At 71.5% G+C, this 18562-nt stretch carries 16 protein-coding genes; 10 read left to right on the top strand and 6 right to left on the bottom strand.

Annotation, left to right across the window (positions count from 1 at the left end):
- Positions 1-365: 365 nt before the first annotated feature.
- Entirely contained in the window at positions 366-728 is a 363-nt protein-coding gene (locus ACWIFB_RS16350) for a hypothetical protein (RefSeq protein ID WP_454058800.1), read from the bottom strand.
- Positions 725-1963: a PspC domain-containing protein gene (locus tag ACWIFB_RS16345; RefSeq protein ID WP_454058799.1), complete on the bottom strand. Its 1239-nt coding sequence runs from the start codon at positions 1961-1963 to the stop codon at positions 725-727. The genes ACWIFB_RS16350 and ACWIFB_RS16345 overlap by 4 nt, the downstream gene beginning before the upstream one ends.
- Before the next feature lie 123 nt (positions 1964-2086).
- On the opposite strand from ACWIFB_RS16345, the gene ACWIFB_RS16340 reads away from it, so the two are divergent.
- The 3 genes from ACWIFB_RS16340 to ACWIFB_RS16330 all read left to right on the top strand — a co-directional run bounded on the left by ACWIFB_RS16340 (position 2087) and on the right by ACWIFB_RS16330 (position 5237).
- Positions 2087-3427 (top strand): ATP-binding protein, encoded by a 1341-nt coding sequence (locus tag ACWIFB_RS16340; protein WP_452099151.1) that lies wholly within the window; start codon positions 2087-2089, stop codon positions 3425-3427.
- A gap of 145 nt (positions 3428-3572) precedes the next feature.
- Positions 3573-4307 carry a LuxR C-terminal-related transcriptional regulator gene (locus tag ACWIFB_RS16335; RefSeq protein WP_454058802.1) on the top strand — a complete coding sequence of 245 codons (735 nt, stop codon included), beginning with the start codon at positions 3573-3575 and terminating at the stop codon, positions 4305-4307.
- 270 nt (positions 4308-4577) lie between these two features.
- A complete protein-coding gene (locus ACWIFB_RS16330) occupies positions 4578-5237 on the top strand; it encodes an SGNH/GDSL hydrolase family protein (RefSeq protein ID WP_454058798.1) in 660 nt (219 codons plus the stop codon).
- A gap of 71 nt (positions 5238-5308) precedes the next feature.
- Here ACWIFB_RS16330 and ACWIFB_RS16325 read toward each other — a convergent pair whose 3' ends face one another.
- Positions 5309-5710 (bottom strand): DUF6157 family protein, encoded by a 402-nt coding sequence (locus ACWIFB_RS16325; RefSeq protein ID WP_454058797.1) that lies wholly within the window; start codon positions 5708-5710, stop codon positions 5309-5311.
- Positions 5711-5924: 214 nt separating this feature from the next.
- Here ACWIFB_RS16325 and ACWIFB_RS16320 point away from each other — a divergent pair, with 214 nt between their 5' ends.
- Entirely contained in the window at positions 5925-6071 is a 147-nt protein-coding gene (locus tag ACWIFB_RS16320) for a hypothetical protein (protein ID WP_230930168.1), read from the top strand.
- Between the two features lies 1 nt (position 6072).
- On the opposite strand, the gene ACWIFB_RS16315 is transcribed toward ACWIFB_RS16320, so the two are convergent.
- A complete protein-coding gene (locus ACWIFB_RS16315; protein WP_452099155.1) occupies positions 6073-7026 on the bottom strand; it encodes an L-lactate dehydrogenase in 954 nt (317 codons plus the stop codon).
- A 599-nt stretch (positions 7027-7625) separates the two neighbouring features.
- Between ACWIFB_RS16315 and ACWIFB_RS16310 the strand changes: the two genes are divergently transcribed.
- Both ACWIFB_RS16310 and ACWIFB_RS16305 read left to right on the top strand, forming a co-directional pair.
- The gene (locus ACWIFB_RS16310; protein WP_454058796.1) at positions 7626-8192 is read left to right on the top strand and encodes a hypothetical protein; all 567 of its coding nucleotides are present in this window, start codon (positions 7626-7628) and stop codon (positions 8190-8192) included.
- The gene (locus ACWIFB_RS16305; RefSeq protein ID WP_452099157.1) at positions 8189-9841 is read left to right on the top strand and encodes a DNA polymerase Y family protein; all 1653 of its coding nucleotides are present in this window, start codon (positions 8189-8191) and stop codon (positions 9839-9841) included. Before ACWIFB_RS16310 ends, ACWIFB_RS16305 begins: the two co-directional genes overlap by 4 nt.
- A gap of 35 nt (positions 9842-9876) precedes the next feature.
- On the opposite strand, the gene ACWIFB_RS16300 is transcribed toward ACWIFB_RS16305, so the two are convergent.
- A complete protein-coding gene (locus ACWIFB_RS16300) occupies positions 9877-10521 on the bottom strand; it encodes an AMIN-like domain-containing (lipo)protein (RefSeq protein WP_452099158.1) in 645 nt (214 codons plus the stop codon).
- An 86-nt stretch (positions 10522-10607) separates the two neighbouring features.
- Between ACWIFB_RS16300 and ACWIFB_RS16295 the strand changes: the two genes are divergently transcribed.
- Both ACWIFB_RS16295 and ACWIFB_RS16290 read left to right on the top strand, forming a co-directional pair.
- Positions 10608-11531 carry a sucrase ferredoxin gene (locus tag ACWIFB_RS16295; protein WP_454058795.1) on the top strand — a complete coding sequence of 308 codons (924 nt, stop codon included), beginning with the start codon at positions 10608-10610 and terminating at the stop codon, positions 11529-11531.
- A 54-nt stretch (positions 11532-11585) separates the two neighbouring features.
- Entirely contained in the window at positions 11586-14915 is a 3330-nt protein-coding gene (locus tag ACWIFB_RS16290; RefSeq protein ID WP_454058794.1) for an error-prone DNA polymerase, read from the top strand.
- Between the two features lie 72 nt (positions 14916-14987).
- Here the strand turns inward: ACWIFB_RS16290 and ACWIFB_RS16285 are convergent, their stop codons facing one another.
- Complete coding sequence (locus tag ACWIFB_RS16285; RefSeq protein WP_454058793.1) at positions 14988-16019, bottom strand: SLAC1 family transporter; 1032 nt, start codon at positions 16017-16019, stop codon at positions 14988-14990.
- A 139-nt stretch (positions 16020-16158) separates the two neighbouring features.
- Here ACWIFB_RS16285 and ACWIFB_RS16280 point away from each other — a divergent pair, with 139 nt between their 5' ends.
- Together ACWIFB_RS16280 and ACWIFB_RS16275 are read left to right on the top strand one after the other, a co-directional pair.
- Positions 16159-17580, top strand: coding sequence for an FAD-binding oxidoreductase (locus ACWIFB_RS16280; RefSeq protein WP_454058792.1), 1422 nt, complete (start codon positions 16159-16161; stop codon positions 17578-17580).
- A gap of 403 nt (positions 17581-17983) precedes the next feature.
- Positions 17984-18502, top strand: coding sequence for a hypothetical protein (locus ACWIFB_RS16275; RefSeq protein WP_454058791.1), 519 nt, complete (start codon positions 17984-17986; stop codon positions 18500-18502).
- The last annotated feature ends 60 nt before the right edge of the window (positions 18503-18562 follow it).

Here is an 18562-nt window from a genome sequence, read left to right as displayed (position 1 = left end):
AACACCCCGAACGCTTCCGCACACCACCAAAAGCACCACCACTGCCCACCACAACCGGAATCAACCACCTGTCCAAAACAGGTTGACAACTACCGACAGGCTCACGCGAGACGCCATATTGGCGTGCGGCTGTGGGGCGGATGGCATCGAATGGGGAGCCCGGCCCTCAATCGCCCCCGGCGCCTGCGATGGGAGATCTCGAGCGGCAGACGCTAGTCGTATTCCAGCGCCCCGCGCCCCTCGGTGGAGAGACGGGCCCCGGCACCCGCCGAAGCTATCGCCGCCTATTGGAAAGCGCGCCACCTGCGCAATCTGACAGGTGGCGCGCTTTCCGATAGGCGGCGTTGCGCCTGGGGTCATGAAGCTCAGCGCCGGACCACCATGATGAGCCCCACGAGCACGGTGAGCACGAGCCCGCCGGCCAGCAGGACGGTCGGGGTGATGACCGGCCCGCCGAGGATCGCCCACACGGCCACCGCCATCGAGAGGAGACCCGCCGCGGCCAGGATCGGGGACCCGGCCCGCTTGCGGTCGGTCACCTCCACGGCGCTCCCGGTCGTGCCCGCGGCCGCCGCCCCGAGCTCCACCGGCCCGACACCGAAGCCCAGGGGCTGCGGGTTCGAGAACCCGGTCCCGTACGGCAGCGGCTCGTACAGCGGTTGCTCGGGGAACGGTTGTTCGCGGAACGGCTGCTCGGGGAACTGGTCTTGCGGGTTCATGGTGTTCATCGGGTCACCTTCACGCTTCCCATCTCGGTGGAGACATCCAGGGTCAGTACGGGGCCGTCGGGGTTCTCGGACGGGGCGGGGCAGTCGATGCTGCCCACCTCGACGCGGCAGTTCGCGTCCACCTCGAGGCCCTCGGGCAGTTGCACGCGCACCTCGCCGATCTCGTTGGAGATGCTGTAGGTGCGGTCGCGGTCGAGTTCGAGTCCGCGCAGATCGACACGGACCGAGCCGAGCTCATGGGCGACCGGGACGTTCAGCTGCTCGGGGGAGGTGATCTCCACTCGCTTCTCGCCGATCGTCTCCCAGCCGCCCTCGGGCACCTGGACGAGCGAGGCCAGCAGCACGAACCCGGCGAGCGGGCCGGCCACCACCAGCAGCCCGTGACCCCGGCGGGTGAACGCGCCGATGAGCAGTCCACCGGCCACCACGGCCAGGGCGACCGCGGCGATGCGCGTCGCGTCCAGCCAGGCCAGACCGCCGATCGTGGACAGGCCGGCGGCGACTGCCGCGGCGATGAGCGCCAGGCCGAGCGTGATCTTGGTCAGCCGCGACCTGCGGGCGGGCTGCGCCTTGTCGGCGATGTGGATGCCGGGCTCGGGCAGGTCCCACGCGAAGGGGGCGGCGCCGAGCGGATCCCACGACGGCGGGACCGGCGGGCCGTGCGGGGCGTCGGGGCCGGAGCCGGGCTGCTGCCACGGGCCGGGGGCGGCGCCCGGGTGGGTCGCGCCGGCCGGACCACCGGCGCCGTACCCTGCGCCCGGGGCACGCGGCGCCGACACGTCGGCCCAGCCGACCGGCGGCTCGGGGGAGCGTCGGAACAACCCGTACCAGCCGACCAGCATCGCCGCGGTCATGAGGAACCCGGCGCCGAGCAGGAAGGTCTGCCCGGAGCCGCCGAAGGTCGGAGCCGAGATGAGGACGACGACGACGAGCGCCACCGCCGTCAGCTTGGACCCGGACGCCCGGCCCCGGCCGATGAGCGCCTCGCCCTTGGACGCCTCGTCTCCGGCGGCACGGAGCAGCAGCCACATCAGCGCGTAGAGGAACACACCCGCGCCACCCCAGAGGGCGGCGATGACGAACGCGACGCGGATGAGCACCGGGTCGATGCCGTAGCGCCGACCGAATCCGCCACAGACGCCGGCGATCTTGGAATCATCCGGGGTCCGGACGGGACGGGTCCGCCACAGGGAGCGGAGTTCTGCTGACAGGTCGTGGGTACTCGTGCTGGACATGACTCACATCGTGCTCGGCCGGGGGCCCGGGCACATCGGGGACCGACCCTGATATCCGGACCCCGGGAATCTCAGGGTCGGCCCCCGATGCGGACCCCGGGACGATCTGTGACCATTGGTTTCATGAGTGAGAACGCGACCGACCCCGCGCCGGTCGAGCCCGTGCGTGCGTCGGACGCCGAATCCGCGGGCCCGCCCGCTCCGGCAAACGGGCCCGCGACGCGCCCGGGGCCGCGCGGCCCGGTGCCGCCGGGTGCCCCGGCGCTGCGTCCGCCCGGCACGGTTCCGGCCGGTTTCCGGTGGTACCCACGGCTGACCCGGGTCACCGACGCCTCCGTCGTGGGCGGCGTGTGCGCGGGCCTGGCCGAGCACCTCGGCGTCAAGGTCACCCACGTGCGGCTGGCCATGGTTCTGTTCGCCATCCTCTCCGGTGCCGGCGTGGTCCTGTACTCGGCGCTGTGGGTGCTCCTGCCGTCCGCCCCCGCCCGCGTGGACGCGCCCCCCGTCGATCCGCGCGAACGCCGACACGGCAAGGCGCTGGTCGCGGTCGCGATGGTGGGCGCGGTGCTGTCGTTCATGCTGACCACCGCCACGGGACTGAACGTCATCGTCCCCGTCCTCGTGGTGGCCCTGGGCGCCGGGCTCGTCTGGCAGCAGTACGACCGCGGGGGAAAGGTCTCACCACGGTCCGCCTTCGACTGGGCCCGTGTCACGGCAGGGGCGACCCTCGTCGTCGTCGGACTCGCGGTCGTCGTCCTGGGACAGGTCGAGTTCGCCGCACTCCGGTCGTCTCTCCTCGCGGTGGTCGCGACGCTGGTCGGCGTCGGACTGCTGTCGGTCCCCGTCGGGCTGCGGCTGTGGCACTCGCTCGAGGAGGAACGTGCTGCGCGGATCCGGGAGGCCGAGCGCAGTGACATCGCCTCCCACCTGCACGATTCCGTCCTCCAGACCCTCGCCCTGATCCAGAAGCGCTCCGACGACCCCGCGCAGGTCACGCGCCTGGCCCGACGCCAGGAACGCGAACTGCGGCAGTGGCTCTTCGGCGCCGGCTCGCGCATGTCGTCCGGGGCGACCACCGTGGCCGGGGCGGTCGAGGTGATGGTCGGCGACCTCGAGGACGCGTACGGACTGCGCATCGACCAGGTGGTGGTGGGGGGCGACGGCGCGGTCGGCGACACGGAGGAGGCCGTCCTCGGCGCGGTCCGCGAGGCGCTGGTCAACGTCGCCAAGCACGCCGGCGTCGACACCGCGGACGTCTTCGTGGAGAACGACGGGCGCGTGCTGAGTGCGTTCGTCCGCGACCGCGGCGCCGGCTTCGACCCCGACGCGGTCTCCGCCGACAGACACGGACTCGCGCAGTCGATCCGGCACCGCGTGGAGAGTCGCGGGGGCGCCGTCACCGTGCGCAGTACGCTCGGGCGGGGGACCGAGATCGGGATCGAGATGCCGCTGGAGGGCGAATGATGCAGGTGCGCAGGTGACGGGTGAGCCGGTGGTGGGCGGCGTGGCCGGTGCGGCTTCGGCCGGGGAGTCTGGCGCGGCTGCGGTCGGTGGGGCCGGCGCGGCCGGCAGTAGGGCGTGCCGCGTCTTCCTCGTCGACGACCATGCGGTGTTCCGCAGCGGCGTGCGCGCCGAACTGGGTGGCCAGGCCGCGATCGAGGTAGTCGGCGAGGCCGGCTCCGTGGCCGAGGCGGTAGCCGGGATCGGGCGCGTGCAACCTGATGTGGTGCTGCTCGACGTCCACATGCCCGACGGTGGCGGCGTGGCCGTGCTGCGATCGGTGCTGGCGTCCGGTGCTGCTGGCTCGAGCTCGGTTGGTTCGGGCTCTGCTGGCTCGGCGGCTTCTGGCTCGAGCGCTGTGGGCCCCGGCGCGACGTCCGGCGGTGCGCAGGCGGAGGCCGCGCACGTGCCGACCTTCCTCGCGCTGAGCGTCTCGGATGCAGCCGAGGACGTGATCGCCGTGATCCGCTCCGGCGCCCGCGGCTACGTCACCAAGACCATCTCCGGCGACGAGCTGGCCGATGCCGTGCGCCGGGTGGCCGACGGCGACGCCGTGTTCTCCCCGCGACTGGCCGGCTTCGTGCTGGATGCCTTCGCCCGCGCCGCCCCCGGGCCCGAGGATCGCGGTGAGCCCGTGCACGACCCCGAGGTCGACTCCCTCACCCCGCGCGAGAAAGAGGTGTTGCGGCTGCTCGCCCGCGGCTACACGTACAAGGAGATCGCCGAGGAGCTGTTCATCTCGGTCAAGACCGTGGAGACGCACGCCTCGAACGTGCTGCGCAAGACCCAGCAGTCGAACCGGCACGCGCTGACCCGCTGGGCGCAGTCCCGCCACCTCGACTGATCGCGGGTCGGCCGCCCGCTCGCCCGGCGCTCCCGGTTTCGCTCGGTTCGCAGCCTGGACCGCTGAGGTGAGGCCGACCAGTTGCCCGGCCCGCCCTGCCTGCTCCGCACGTACCCGCCGCCTCCCCGGCGAGTGGTCCCACCCGCTCACGTTCTCCCAGGTCGCGGAATGGGTTTCGTCGTATTGACCGCTCGCCGCCGCGGAGCGCAATGTGACTCATCGGCCGAGTGGCCGTGCACGAATTCCTGTCGACGACGCTACTGTGACGTCGTGAGCGAACCCCGCGACCTGCCCGTGTGCATCATCGGCGACTCGTTCGTGGCCGGTTACGGCGACGAGACCGGCCGCGGCTGGACCGCGCTCCTGGTGGAGGCAGCCGCCCGCGAGGATCTGCACCTGCACGCCACGGTCGCGGGGATCGGCGGGGACACCTCGGAGATGATCCTGGCCCGCTGGGATGAGGTCGACCGGCGTCGGGCCGCGTTCCCGACCACCGCCGTGATCGCCGAGTTCGGGGTCAACGACGTCATGCATGTCGCGGGGGCCGAGCCCGGTGTCGAGGTCGAACGGGTCGATGAGCAGGGAACGGTCGCGGCGCTGCGCGGCATGATCGGCCGGGCGCCGCGAGGGCGGTTCCTGGTGGTCGGCCCGCCGCCGGTCCTGTGGGACGAGGTCAATGCGCGCACCGTGGCCCGCGCGGAGGCGATCGCGTCCGTGTGCGCCGAGGCGGGTGTTCCGTTCGTGCCGACCTTCGATGCGCTGCGGCCCGGCGGGGCGTGGATGCGCGAGGTGGCCGCGGGGGACGGCGCGCACCCCGGCCCAGGCGGATACGCGCAGTTCGCGGAGGCGATCACCCGCCCGGTCCTGGACTGGCTGCGCGCTCTCCCGGACGCCGAGCCCGGCTGGAACCAGCGCCAGGTTAGAAGCTGAACCCGGCAACCCGGCAACCCGGCAACCCGGAACCGTCCGCCAGAACCGAGCCCGTCCCGATCCACATCGGGTCAGCGCGAGCTCTTCATCGCGGCTCTGACCGTCACTGCCGGATCGGCTTCCAGTTCGGCCACGCGCTCAGAGCCCATGGGCAGCAGCGCGATCCGCCCGGCGGAATCGAAGTGCAACGCCCACCCGTAGGTTTTGGCCAGCGGCGAGGTGCGCAGGCACGGCTGTCCTTTGGAGAAGAACTGCGCGCGTGCAGCGGGCCGGTCGGTTTCGGCGATCCCCTTGCGCTGGCAGTGCGCATCGAAGATCAGGTCGTCGCTGGTCCAGACGTAGTCGCCGGCCGAGAGCCGCTCGTACTGCAGCTCGGCGATCGATCCTTTACCGGCCGGCGGGGCCGTCGCCGTCTGCGCCTTGGTGTCTGGCGCGGGAAGGATCAGGGTGTCGGTGTAATCGGTGGTGTGCACGGTCGTCTCCCTCTCTCGGTCCCATCGTTCACCTGATCGCGTCGGACTGCCCCCGAATCCCCGGATCGAGCCGGGCCGCCGAACGTCCCACCAGCTTCTTCCGTCCGCTGAACGCTTCCTGAATCCGACCCGCGTCCATTCGGTTGAAGCCACCGCACTGACCGGTACCGTGGACCACGTCGCACGCCCCGGTGCGGCAGGAGGGGAGTGGTGCATGTCGAATCCGCAGAACTCTGACCACGCCGAGAACAAGTCGGAAGAGAAGGACGAGCGGGACAACCGCCCGAACTCGAAGGACGAGTTGGCCGACGAGTGGGGCGAGGAGTCGTTCCCGGCCAGCGATCCGCCCGGAGCTCCCTGACTCAGCGCAGGACCTCGAACTGCTCCGACACCGCCCGCAGCGCACTCGCGCTGCGGGCGAACTGTTGCCGTTCGGTCTCGTCGAGTTCCAGTTCCACCACCCTCTGCACGCCGGTCCGCCCGATCACGGCGGGCACGCCGATGTAGATGCCCTCCTGCCCGTACTCGCCCCGAAGCAGGGTTGAGACGGGCAGTGACACCTGCTCGTTGCGCAGGATCGCGCGCGTGATGCGGGCCAGCCCCATACCGATGCCGTAGCTGGTCGAGCCCTTGGAGTCGATGATCCGATAGGCGGCGTCCCTGGTCTCGGTGAAGATCTGGGTGAGCCGCTCCCGCTTGGCCGGGTCTCCGTCGAGATCGCGCCGCAGGGGCACCCCGGAGACGTTGGCGGAGGAGAAGACGGGCAACTCGGTGTCACCGTGCTCGCCGATGATCGAGGCGTGCACGCTCATGGGGGCGACGCCGTAGTGCTCGCCGAGCATGAACCGGAACCGTGCGGAGTCGAGAACGGTGCCGGAGCCGATCACCTGGCTCGCGGGCAGCCCGGAGTAGCGCCAGGCGGCCTGGGTGAGGATGTCGACGGGGTTGGTGGCGACCAGCAGGATGCCGTCGAAGCCGGTCGCCATCACGTCACCGACGATCTTTTCGAACAGTGTCATGTTCTTGCCGACGAGGTCGATTCGGGTCTCGCCGGGCTTCTGTGCGGCGCCGGCGCAGATCACGACCATGGTGGCGTCGGTGCAGTCGGAGTAGGTGCCCTCGGTGACGAGGGTGGGGGAGGGCGCCCAGACGACGCCGTGGTTGAGGTCCATGACCTCGCCGACGAGCTTGTCGTGGTCGATGTCGATGATCGCCAGATGGTCGGCCAGGCCCTGGTTGACCAGGGCATACGCGTACGCGATACCCACGTCCCCGGCGCCGATGAGCACGATGCGATTCCCGATGGAGGCCTTCATGGTCACCGAGGGTAGGCCCCCGGTACGACATCGTGGGTGGAGTCCGGATGAACAGCAGGATCGACGACGACAACGACGACGACAACGCCCACACCGGGCCCTCCCGCATCACCGGAAACAGCCACCCCGGGGGCGATAGCGACAGGAACCTCTATCGAACAGGCGTTCTTGCGCAGTGTCGTACCCGTAGTGTTCACTGTTCGTCACGGTCGAAAAATAGTTCGATTTAGGCGGTGGCGGCGTGTCGCCCGTGGCGGAAGGTTCTGATGATGGTAGTGCGCGGTTCTGCTGTCGACCGTTCGGGTGCGGACCTGTCGGAGCTCGGTACTGCTGATCGGGTGGCTGAGCTGCGGCGTCGACTGGCGTCCATGCCCGGTGGCGGACTTCCGGCCGCAGCTCGGTCGGTCCCGGGTGCCGCGGCCTTCTCGTCGACCGAGGGTGCGGAGACATCTGAAGGTACAGGGACCTTCCCCGAGGCTTCGGGGTCCCCGTCGGATTCGTTGTCGTCGGCGGCGGCAGTGATCTCGGCAGGGCGGTCTGCTGCTCCCGAGGATCTGCCGGCTTTTCCGCCGCTCGCGGTGCCGGCATCGGCGCCACCGGTGGCTTCCGCAGTTCCCGCAGTTCCCGGGGTGCCCGGGGTGCCCGTGCCGGGGTCCGTGGCCGGGCTTCTGCCAGGCGGTGTGCTGCCCGCGGGGCGGGTCACGGCGGTCGGCGGTAGCGCCACGCTGCGGGTCGGGTTGTTGGCCGCGGCCACGGCTGCCGGGGTCCGGTGTGCGGTCGTGGGGTGGCCGGAGTTCGGGGTGGCGGCGGTGGCGGAGCAGGGCGGCCGGCTGGACTGTCTGGCGCTGGTCCCGGACCCCGGGCCTGACGCCGCGGCGGTCGTGTCCGTGCTGATCGACGGACTGGATCTGGTCCTGCTCGGGCCCGGTGTCGCGGCTGTGGCCCCCTCACGCGCGCGAGTGATCGCCGGCCGGGTGCGGGCCGCGGGCGCGGTGCTGCTCGTGGGCCCCGGCTGGCCCGGGGCGGAGCTCACGCTGGCGGGCCGGCACTGCCGCTACGGAGGGCTGGGCGCGGGGGCGGGCCGGCTGGCCTCGGTCTCCACCGTGGTGCGCTGCTCCGGCCGCGCGGCCCCCGCCCGGACCGCGGAATGGGTGGCGGCGGGATGAGTGCCCGGGTCATGGCGGTGTGGTGCCCGGACTGGCCGGCGGTCGCGGCGGCCCGGGCCGAGGGGCACGGCCTGCATCTGCCGCTGGCGGTCGTCGGGCCCCGTGGCGTGCTCGCGTGTAACGCCGTCGCGCGGGCGGTCGGGGTGCGTCGCGGCCTACGTCGACGTGAGGCGCAGTTCCGGTGTCCCGAGCTCGTGGTGGTCGCGACGGATGAGGCCCGCGATGCCGCCTGGTTCGAGCCCGTCGTGCAGGCGTTGGACGCGGTGGTTCCGGGCATCGAGGTATTGCGGCCCGGGTTGTTCGTGTTCTCCGCCGCCGGCGCACTGCGGTTCCACGGCGGGGTGGAGGAGGTTGTCACCCGGGTCATGGACGCGGTTGCGGCGGCCGGGGTGGAGTGCCAGGTCGGGCTCGCGGACGAGCTGCCCACGGCGGTGCTCGGAGCCCGTGGATCGGCGTTGCTCGAGCCGGGCGCGGACGCCGAGTACCTGGCGGACCTGCCCGTGGGGGCTCTCGTGGTGGAGCCCGCGCTGGGGGATCTCGAGGTGCTGTCCGAACTGGTCGGACTCCTGCACCGGCTCGGCGTGCGGACGATCGGTGACTTCGCCGCGATCGCGCCCCGGGACGTGGCCACCCGCTTCGGTGAGGCGGGCACCGTCGCGCACCGAATCGCTCGGGCTGTGCCGTGGCGTCCGCCGTCGGTGACCCCGGTGCCGGCCGGGTCCGCGATCGAGCACCGGTGCGACCCGCCTCTGGAACGCGTCGACGAGGCGGCATTCCTCGGACGGCGGTTGGCGGGCGAATTGCACGAGACGCTCGCGGCGGCAGGGGTGTCCTGCCTGAGGCTGTCCATCACTGCACACGTGGAGGACGGGCGGGAGGTCAACCGCGTGTGGCGATGCTCGGCGCCGCTGACCCCGGAGGGCACTGCCGACCGACTGCGCTGGCAGCTGGAGGGCTGGCTCACCGGTACCGCGATCTCCGGCGGGGCCGGGGGAGCGGTCACCGCGCTGGCCCTCGAGCCGGTGGAGGTCGTCCCCGCCGGTCACGTGCAGGAAGGGCTGTGGGGTGAGGCGGGCCTGGCTGAGGCCCGGGTCCACCGCGCGCTGGTGCGGGTGCAGGGCCTGCTCGGGCCGGAGGCGGTACGCATCCCCGTGGATGCGGGCGGGCGTGGGCCGGCCGAGCGCGTGCAGTCGCTGCCGTACGGGGACGCTCCCGCGGAGCCCGTCGCCCGGGGCCCGTGGCCGGGCGCGCTACCGGCGCCGTCACCGTCGGTGGTGTGGCCGGGGCCGGGTTATCTGCTGGAGATCCGCGAGAACGGTGACCCGGGAGCCGCCGTCGCTGCGCGGGTTCCGCTGTCCGGGGGAGTCATGCTGCGCACCGAGGTCGGGACCGCCGTGGGGGTGACCCTGCGGGGCCTGCTCAGTGGTCGGCCCGCCGTCGTCGAGGTGGGCGGGCGGCGCTGCCCGCTTCTGGGCTGGTCACGCCCGTGGACCGTCGACGAGGCGTGGTGGGAGCCCGCACCCGGGGGCGCGTCGCGTCGGCCCCGGGCCCGGATGCAGGTCGTCCCCGAGAGGGCGGCGGCATTGCTGCTGTGCCGCCCGCTCGGGGACGAGCCGGGGGGATGGGCTGTCGAGGGGGTCTACGAGTGAACGGTCAGACAGTTGTCCCCGAGGCGTCCGGGGACTCAGCGCTCGATGTCGACCACCAGGCGGGTCGGGTTCTGCAGCAGGAACGCGGAGAATCCGCGGTCCGTGCCCTCCAGTCCGATCACGGACTGGGCCTGCCCCTCGAACTGCCCGGCAAAGGCCACGCCGGTGACCCCGGCCGCGGCATCGCCGGTCATCACACCCACAGGGGCCTCTTCCATGTCGGTCTCGGTGGGCAGGACCTGACCGTGGATCATCACCTGGAGGAACGAGTCGCCGGAGACCTCTATGGGGAAGCCGCTGCCCTGCTGGGCAGGTGCGTCCACGTAGTCCACCGTGTAGCTGGGGGTGCCGCTGCCGTCGAGCTCGAAGACCACGCGGTCCTTGCCCTGGAAGTCACCCATGCGGATCTCGGAGACGACCAGCTGCGTGCGATCGGGGGAGGACTCGTCCGCCTCCGCGCTCTTGGGCGAGGAATCGGACGGGCCGTTCGACGGGTCGGCGGCCTCGGTCTCGTCCGGCGACAGGATGTCGGCCAGTGCGGCGGGAGACGAACCCGCGGTGGTGGTCTGACCGGAGACGGGGGCATCGGTCGAGGAGTCGGCCCCGCACCCCGCCAGCCCCAGCGACGCGGCGGCGGTGAGAGCGGCGGCCGCGGCAAGGCGGCGATGTCGAATACGCATACTCCCAGGCTAGATCCCTCCAGTCACTTTTGTCCCACAAGGTGGCTACAGTTACACATCCTTGTCCCGTGGGGCACCATGGGGGCGTGTCAATCATCGATTCCGCCGCACAGCCGAGCTGGTGCTCCTTCCAGTCCGACGACGAACCGCCGGCAGGGACCGCCGCCCACGAGACCTCGTGGATCCTGTTGGAGGTTCCCGGACGCTGGGGACGCGACATCTTCGACGGTGAGGCATTGGGCGAGGAGCTGTCCGAGCGGCTCAAGAAGCACGTCGCGGACTGCGGATCCCGCATGCTGTTCATCCGGCGCCCCGGACGCGAGGGCCAACGCATCGACCGCCACCGCTTCTATCTCTGCGACACCCGGCCGGGTAGCCGCAGCATCCGCGTGGGCAGGGTCGAGGGACCTGAGGACATGCTCGATCTGGATCTCTCGCCCGGCGGAGACGTGCCGGGCACCCGCGAGGTCATGGCTCCGGTCCCGCTGGTGTGCACCCATGCCAAGCGCGATCAGTGCTGTGCCGTTCGCGGTCGACCCGTCGCGGCCGTACTCGACGAACAGGTGGGGGAGCGCCTGCGCGATCTCGATCCCGAGGCCGCGGTGTGGGAGTGCTCGCATACCGGAGGGCACCGCTTCGCCCCGGTCCTGCTGCTGCCCGGCACCGGTTACACGTACGGCCCCGCGGAGACCGACCTGGCGGTCCGGATCGTCAAGGCAGAGTTGGACGGCAGGGTCGTCACCGAGCATCTGCGTGGTCGCAGCACGTGGCCGCCGGCCGGACAGGTCGCGGAAGTGGCGGTCCGGGACACCGATGTGGATGCGGGGATCGACGACCTCGTCGTCGACATCGACCCCGATAGCCCCCACGTCGCGGTTGTCCGGCACACCGACGGGCGTGCGTGGCGCGTCGAGACCGGCACCCGGCCCCTCCCGGCCCGCTCGCAGAGCTGCCGCAAGCCGCCCACCGATGCCAAGGCATGGGTCGTGGAGTCCCTCACCGCGCTCTGACCACGGGCACTCTTCCCGCCGCGGGCTGCACCCGCAGCGGGCAGGTGGTGCACGGTGAACTGGTACCACGGACCCGAGAGCTGGTCGGAACTCGAACGGGTGCTGTCAGGCCGGCCCAACCCGCGTGGGCCCGAGAATCCACATCCGGGTGACGGCGGCGACACCCCGGCCTGGTCGCGTAAGCGGGGCGCGTACAGGGCCCCGGACCCGGCGGAGTCGAACGGGCAGGACCGCGTGCCGTACGCGGAACTGCATGCGCACACCGCGTTCAGTTTCCTCGACGGGGCCTCCTCTCCCGAGGCCATGGTCGAAGCCGCCGTCGAGCAGGGGCTCACCGCGCTCGCGATCACCGACCATGACGGGATGTACGGGGTCGTGCGCTTCGCCGAGGCAGCCGCGGAGCTCGGGCTGCCCACCGTGTTCGGGGCGGAACTGTCCCTGCCCGGAGACGAACACCTCCTCGTCCTGGCCCGAGGGCAGGAGGGCTACCGACGGCTCTCGCGTGCCATCGCCCACGCCCACCTGCGCGGCGGGGCCAAGAGCGAACCGCGATACGAGATCACCGAACTCGCCGAGGCCGCCGGCGGGCACTGGTACATCCTCACCGGCTGCCGACGCGGCCGGGTGCGACGTGCCCTCGAGAGAAACGGCGCCGCAGCCGGCCACCACGACGTCGCGGCAGCCCGCACGGCGCTGGGCCAGCTCGTCGACCTGTTCGGACGGGACCGGGTGATCGTCGAGCTGACCTGCCACGGCGTTCCAGAAGACACCGAACGATGCGACGCGCTGGTCGGGCTCGCCGAGGAGGCGGGTCTTGTCGTCGTCGCCACCACCGCCGCACACTGCGCCGGCCCCCGGGACGCGCGTCTGGCCTCGGTCATGGCCGCTCTCGGCGCTCGTGACGCGCTGGAGAGCCACGCCGCCCACCTGCCCGCCGCCGGGGGTGCCTACCTGCGCTCGGGAGAGGAGATGGCCGACCTGTTCGAGCGCTGGCCCCACGCCGTGTCCGCCGCTGACCGGCTGGGCCGGGAGTGCGCCTTCGACCTCTCCCTCATCGCGCCCGAGCTGCCGCCCTTCGACGTCCCCGCAGACCACACCGAGGACAGCATGCTCGCCCACCACGCCTACGCCGGCGCCGCCCGCCGCTATGGCACCCGGGAACAGGCCCCCCAGGCGTACGCGCAGATCGATCGCGAACTGGAGGTGATCGCCGATCTCGGCTTCCCCGGGTACTTCCTCGTGGTCCACGACATCGTCGAGTTCTGTCGACGAGAGGGCATCCTCTGTCAGGGGCGGGGCTCGGCCGCCAACTCCGCCGTCTGCTATTCCCTGGGCATCACCAACGTCGACCCCGTGGGCGCCCACCTGCTGTTCGAGCGGTTCCTGTCCCCGGAACGCGACGGCCCACCAGACATCGACGTGGACATCGAATCCGGCCGGCGAGAAGAAGCCATCCAGTACGTCTACGCCCGCTACGGGCGCGAGCATGCCGCGCAGGTCGCCAACGTCATCACCTACCGCGGCCGGTCGGCAGTACGCGACGTCGCCCGCGCGCTCGGCTACTCCACCGGGCAGCAGGACGCCTGGTCCAAGAGCGTCGATCGCTGGTCAGGGCTGAAGAACCATGACCGGGAGACGGCCGAACGCACCATCCCCGAGGATGTGCTCGCGCTGGCCCGCAGACTCGTCGGCCTGCCGCGGCACCTGGGCATCCACTCCGGCGGCATGGTCATCTGCGACCGGCCCGTGGCCGATGTGGTGCCCGTCGAATGGGCGCGCATGCCCGGGCGGACCGTCCTGCAATGGGACAAGGACGACTGCGCTGCCGTCGGGCTGGTCAAGTTCGACCTGCTCGGGCTCGGGATGCTCACGGCCCTACGCCACGCCATCGACCTCGCGGCCGAACACAAAGACCTCGACGTGGATCTCGCCCAACTCGACCTGGCCGACCCGGAGGTCTACGAGATGCTGTGCCGCGGCGATTCGGTGGGCGTGTTCCAGGTGGAGTCCCGGGCCCAGATGGCCACCCTGCCCCGACTCAAACCGCGCACCTTCTACGACCTCGTGGTGGAGGTCGCGCTCATCCGACCCGGCCCCATTCAGGGCGGCTCCGTCCATCCCTACATCCGGCGGCGCAACGGTCTCGAGGAGCCGGTCTTCGACCACCCCGCGCTCAAACCCGTCCTCGGCCGGACCCTGGGCATCCCGTTGTTCCAGGAACAACTCATGCAGATCGCCACCGAGATCGCCGGCTTCACCGGAGCCGAAGCCGACCAACTGCGCCGCGCGATGGGCGCTAAACGCTCACCCGAGAAGATGGCCCGGCTGCGCGAGCGGTTCTTCACCGGCATGCGCGACCGGCACGGTATCGGTGCCAGCCCGCCCGGAACCCCAGACACCGGGCCCGAGGTGGGGGAGCGGATCTGGGAGAAGATGTGCGCGTTCGCCAACTACGGCTTCCCCGAGAGCCACTCGCAGTCCTTCGCCGCGATCGTCTATTACTCCGCGTGGTTCAAATGCCATCATCCGGCGATCTTCTGCGCCGCCCTGCTGCGCAGCCAGCCCATGGGGTTCTACTCGCCCCAGTCACTGGTCGCCGATGCCCGGCGGCACGGGGTCACCGTGCACAGGCCGTGCGTCAACCGCTCCCTCGGCGGCGCCACCTGCGAGAACCAGGGAACCGAGGTGCGGCTCGGACTGGAATCGGTGCGGGCCATCGGCTCCGACCTGGCCGCCACCATCGCCGACCAACGCGACACCCACGGCCCGTACACCTCCGCCGGTGACCTCGCCGGACGCACCGGTCTGAGCGTCCGGCAGATGGAGGCCCTGGCCACCGCCGGCGCACTCGACTGTCTCGGTACCGGTGGGCGGCGGGCGGCACTGTGGTCGGCGGCCACCGCGGCCCGTGAGAAGCCCGGCATGCTGCCCGGTCTCAGTCAGGTCGACGCCCCTGCTCTACCCGGGATGAGCGTCCTCGAACTCACCTCCGCCGACCTCACCGCCACCGGCATCAGCCCCGAGGAGTACCCGACCATCCACGCCCGCCCCTGGCTCGACTCCCAAGGCGTGTGCACCACCGCCGGCCTCGCGCACGTCCCCGACGGCAGTCGTGTCCAGGTGGCCGGGGCCGTCACCCACCGGCAACGGCCCGCCACCGCAGAGGGGGTGACCTTCCTCAGCCTCGAGGACGAGACCGGCATGACCAACATCGTGTGCTCGGTCGGGCTCTGGGCGCGCTACCGGCCCGTCGTCTCCTCGGCCCCGGCGCTCATCATCCGCGGCACCGTCGAGAACCGTTCCGGAGCGGTCAGCGTGGTGGCCGACAAGGTCGAACGGCTCCATCTCGGGCTGGCGATCGGGCGCAGCCGGGACTTCCGGTGACGGGGCAAGAGCGGCGCGGGGTCAGGCGTGGCGCGGGGTCAGGCGTGGCGCGGGGTCAGGCGTGGCGCGGGGTCAGGCGTGGCGGGGCGCCGCGATCGCGCGCACGCTGGCGACCGCACACAGCAGCCAGATGGCGATCAGTACCGCCACCGTCAGCAGGCTCGCCCACTGCCAGCCCAGGAAGTACGAGCCCAGCCCGCACGTCGACAACGGATAGGCCATCGCCCACCAACCGGTATTGAACGGCATCCGCGCCACGAACCCGCGGATCGTCACGAACACCGCATATGCGCCCAAGCCCGCACCCGCGACCAGCACCACCGCGCTGTACACGCGGGCGAGGCCGGACAGTGACGGGCCCGACAACACCTGCGCCGCAGCCGCCGATTGGCCGATGATCCCCAGCGGAATCCACGTGGTGGTCGACAGTGCCACCGGCACGGGAGTGCGGAACCAGGCGTGGTGGTAGGCCAACACGATCACCGCGACGCCCAGAACCAGTGCCACCGCGAAGCAGACCACACAGGCGCCGACCAGGATCGACCGGATCGCCTCGGACTTGACCTGCTTTGCGATCACCCCGCCGGCGGTCGCCGAGACCATCGGCGGCACCATCGGCAACGCCCAGGTGGGGAGCGGATGGGCAGGGCGTCTCGAGATCAGCCACACCGCGAAACCCAACGCCGTGGCCAGACCGAGCACCGTGCCGGCGCCCCAGAGCGCGGCATCCACCCCGAACGCGACGGACGCCAGAGACGGAACCCGGGTCTCGGTCACGACGAACGTCGCCGACCCCACCGCCAACAGGCCCATCGAGACCATGCCCCACAGCGGCACCATCGTGGCGTCCCGAACCGACCGTGACCACTCTTGCGGATCGCGGGCGATCGAGCGGGCGAACCCCGAGCCCAGGCCGATGAGCAACACCCAGCCGAGGACGAGCATCACGACGGCACCCGTCGCGAACCCCGGCACGGCGTCCGCGTGCAGCTGCAGCAGAGTCGACAGGCCGCCGGTGCCCATGACGGCCCCGAACCACGCGGGGCCGGGCCCGGGTACAGCGGTCCCCGGGGCTGACTGTCCTGCTCCGGGGGTCGAGGGCACCAGGACACTATGCCTGCATCGCGTCGTCGTCGGGAAACCGGGGGCGGTAGGCGGGATCCACGCGTGAGGACGCCTCGGTGGGGGAGAAACTCGTCGATGAGACAGTCGACGCCAGCGCGCCGGCGTAGGTTCACACGGCATGAGCGCCTCCACCGCTGACAGTGCCGCCGACCATGACGCCGCGAGTCACGGCGTGACCGCCGCCGAGCTCGATGAATTGCGTGCCCGACTGGGCTCTACCCAGCTACTCACCGACCCAGACGTGCTCGAGGGCTATCGCCAGGACTGGGCCAAGGCGCCCCACCCGGGCATGCCGCTGGCGGTCGTCCGAGCCCGCACCACCGAGGACGTCCGGGAGGTCATGCGCTGGGCCAGCACCCACGGCGTGCCCGTCGTTCCCCGGGGTGCCGGCTCGGGCCTGTCCGGCGGTGCGACGGCTGTAGAGGGCGGGATCGTGTTGTCGACGGAGCTGATGCGGGCGATCGAGGTGGATCCCGTCACCCGTACCGCCACCGTGCAGCCGGGCCTGTACAACGCCGAGGTCAAGGCGGCCGTCGCCGAACACGGCCTGTGGTACCCGCCGGACCCGTCGTCGTACGAGATCTGCTCGATCGGCGGCAACATCGCCACCAACGCCGGCGGCCTGTGTTGCGTGAAGTACGGCGTGACCACCGACTACGTGCTGGGAATGACCGTCGTCCTGGCCGACGGCACCGCGGTCCGTCTCGGCGGCGCGCGCCTCAAGGACACCGCCGGACTCAGCCTGACCAAGCTGTTCGTCGGTAGCGAGGGCACGCTCGGGATCGTCACCGAGATCATCGTGCGACTCCTCCCGGAGCAGCCGCCGCGCTCCACCGTCGTGGGGATCTTCCCCGACGTGGTGGCGTGCAGTGAGGCGGTGCTGGCGATCACTAGCCGCATCCGCCCGGCGATGCTCGAGTTCATGGACAACGTCTCGATCCGCGCCGTCGAGGCCGACCTGCGGATGGGGCTCGACACCTCGGCCGGGGCGATGCTGCTCGCGCAGTCCGACCTCACCGGCGCCGACCGTGCGGCCGAGACCGAGCTCATCTCCGAGGCGTTCCGCGCGAACGGCGCAACCGAGGTGTTCGCCACCGACGACCCGGATGAGGGCGAACAGTTCACCGTCGCCCGCCGCGCCGCGTTCACCAGCCTGGGCAAGGTCGGCTCGCTGCTGCTCGAGGACGTCGGCGTGCCGCTGCCTGCGCTTCCGCAGCTCGTCGCCGGAATCGAGGAGATCTCCGCCAGCCGCGACATCCCGATCGCGCTGGTCGCCCACGCCGGTGACGGCAACACCCACCCGATCATCGTTCTGGAGGACGACGACCCCGACCGGGCCGCCCGCGCCCAGCTGGCGTTCGGCGAGGTCATGGACCTGGCGATCGGCATGGGCGGAACCATCACCGGTGAGCACGGCGTCGGCCGGCTCAAGGCCCCGTGGCTGCCCGTCCAGCTCGGCGAGGACGTCATGGACCTGAGTCGGCGCATCAAGACCGCACTCGACCCGCAGGGCATCCTCAACCCGGGCGTGATGTTCTAACCGAGACCGCCCCCGAGCCGCAGTGCCGCAGTGCCGCAGGGCCGACTGGCCGACGGACGGGGCCGAAAGCCGAGTTGCAAGACATGCACACGAAGCTGCAAGACCGCAGGTGCGATTAGAGGAGCAGAGAACGCGCCAGAAGTCTTGCGACCGGGATGGGACGTCTTGCAACCGGGTGGCGTGGGGCCGGGCTGCAGGGCCGGGCTGCAGGGCCGGGCAATGCTGGGCCAGGCCGGGCGGCGTCGTGCGAATGGCGGGAGAACCGCCGACCGCAGCAGAGGCCCTAAGACGCAACGGCCACACTGACACGAGCGGCCCTCGCACCGCCGGGCCCGGATCTCAGGTGCGAACCGGGGGATCTCCCCGATGTGCCCGACGACCCCGCCGGGCGACGATACCGACCATGGCCATTGATCGACTCCACCTGCTGCTGTACCGGGCGCTGCTGCTGACGACCGCCGTCGTCGCGGCGATCCTGGGCATCGCCGCCGGACTCGAGGCGCCCACCATCACGCCCGAGTTCCAGCTGACCGGCTACTGGCGGGCGTACGGCCTGCTCGTCTTCGCCGCCCTGTCCGCCTATCTCGGTGCCACCCCGCCCGGCGCCGCCGTGCTGTGGCTCGTGGTGATCTTCCACAAGGCGTCCATGACGATGACCGCCGTGCTCCTGCTGCGCCACGACGTCACGGGCGCGCCCGCGGCTGCTCTGATCGACGGAGTGATGGTGCTCGCCACGCTGGTGGCGCTCGGCCTGCGGGCCCCGGCCGCACGGGCACGCCGAGAAGCGCGGGAGGGTCGGGCCGCGCGGGAGAGTCGGGCCGCACGGGAGGGCTCGCCGGCGTCGGCCGTCCGGACCGACCGCTGCGCGACGGGCACCCCGGCCAGCCGGGCCCGGCCCGCACTCGCCCATCGCGCCGCCTGAGTGACCGCGGGCCGAACGGGTGGACGGGGTGATGTCGTCGTCGTTGTCGTCGCGCCCCCG

The organism is Dietzia sp. NPDC055340 (genome assembly GCF_053645335.1).
Note: the sequence above shows the minus strand (reverse complement) of the source record. Positions and strands in the feature narration are given on the sequence as shown.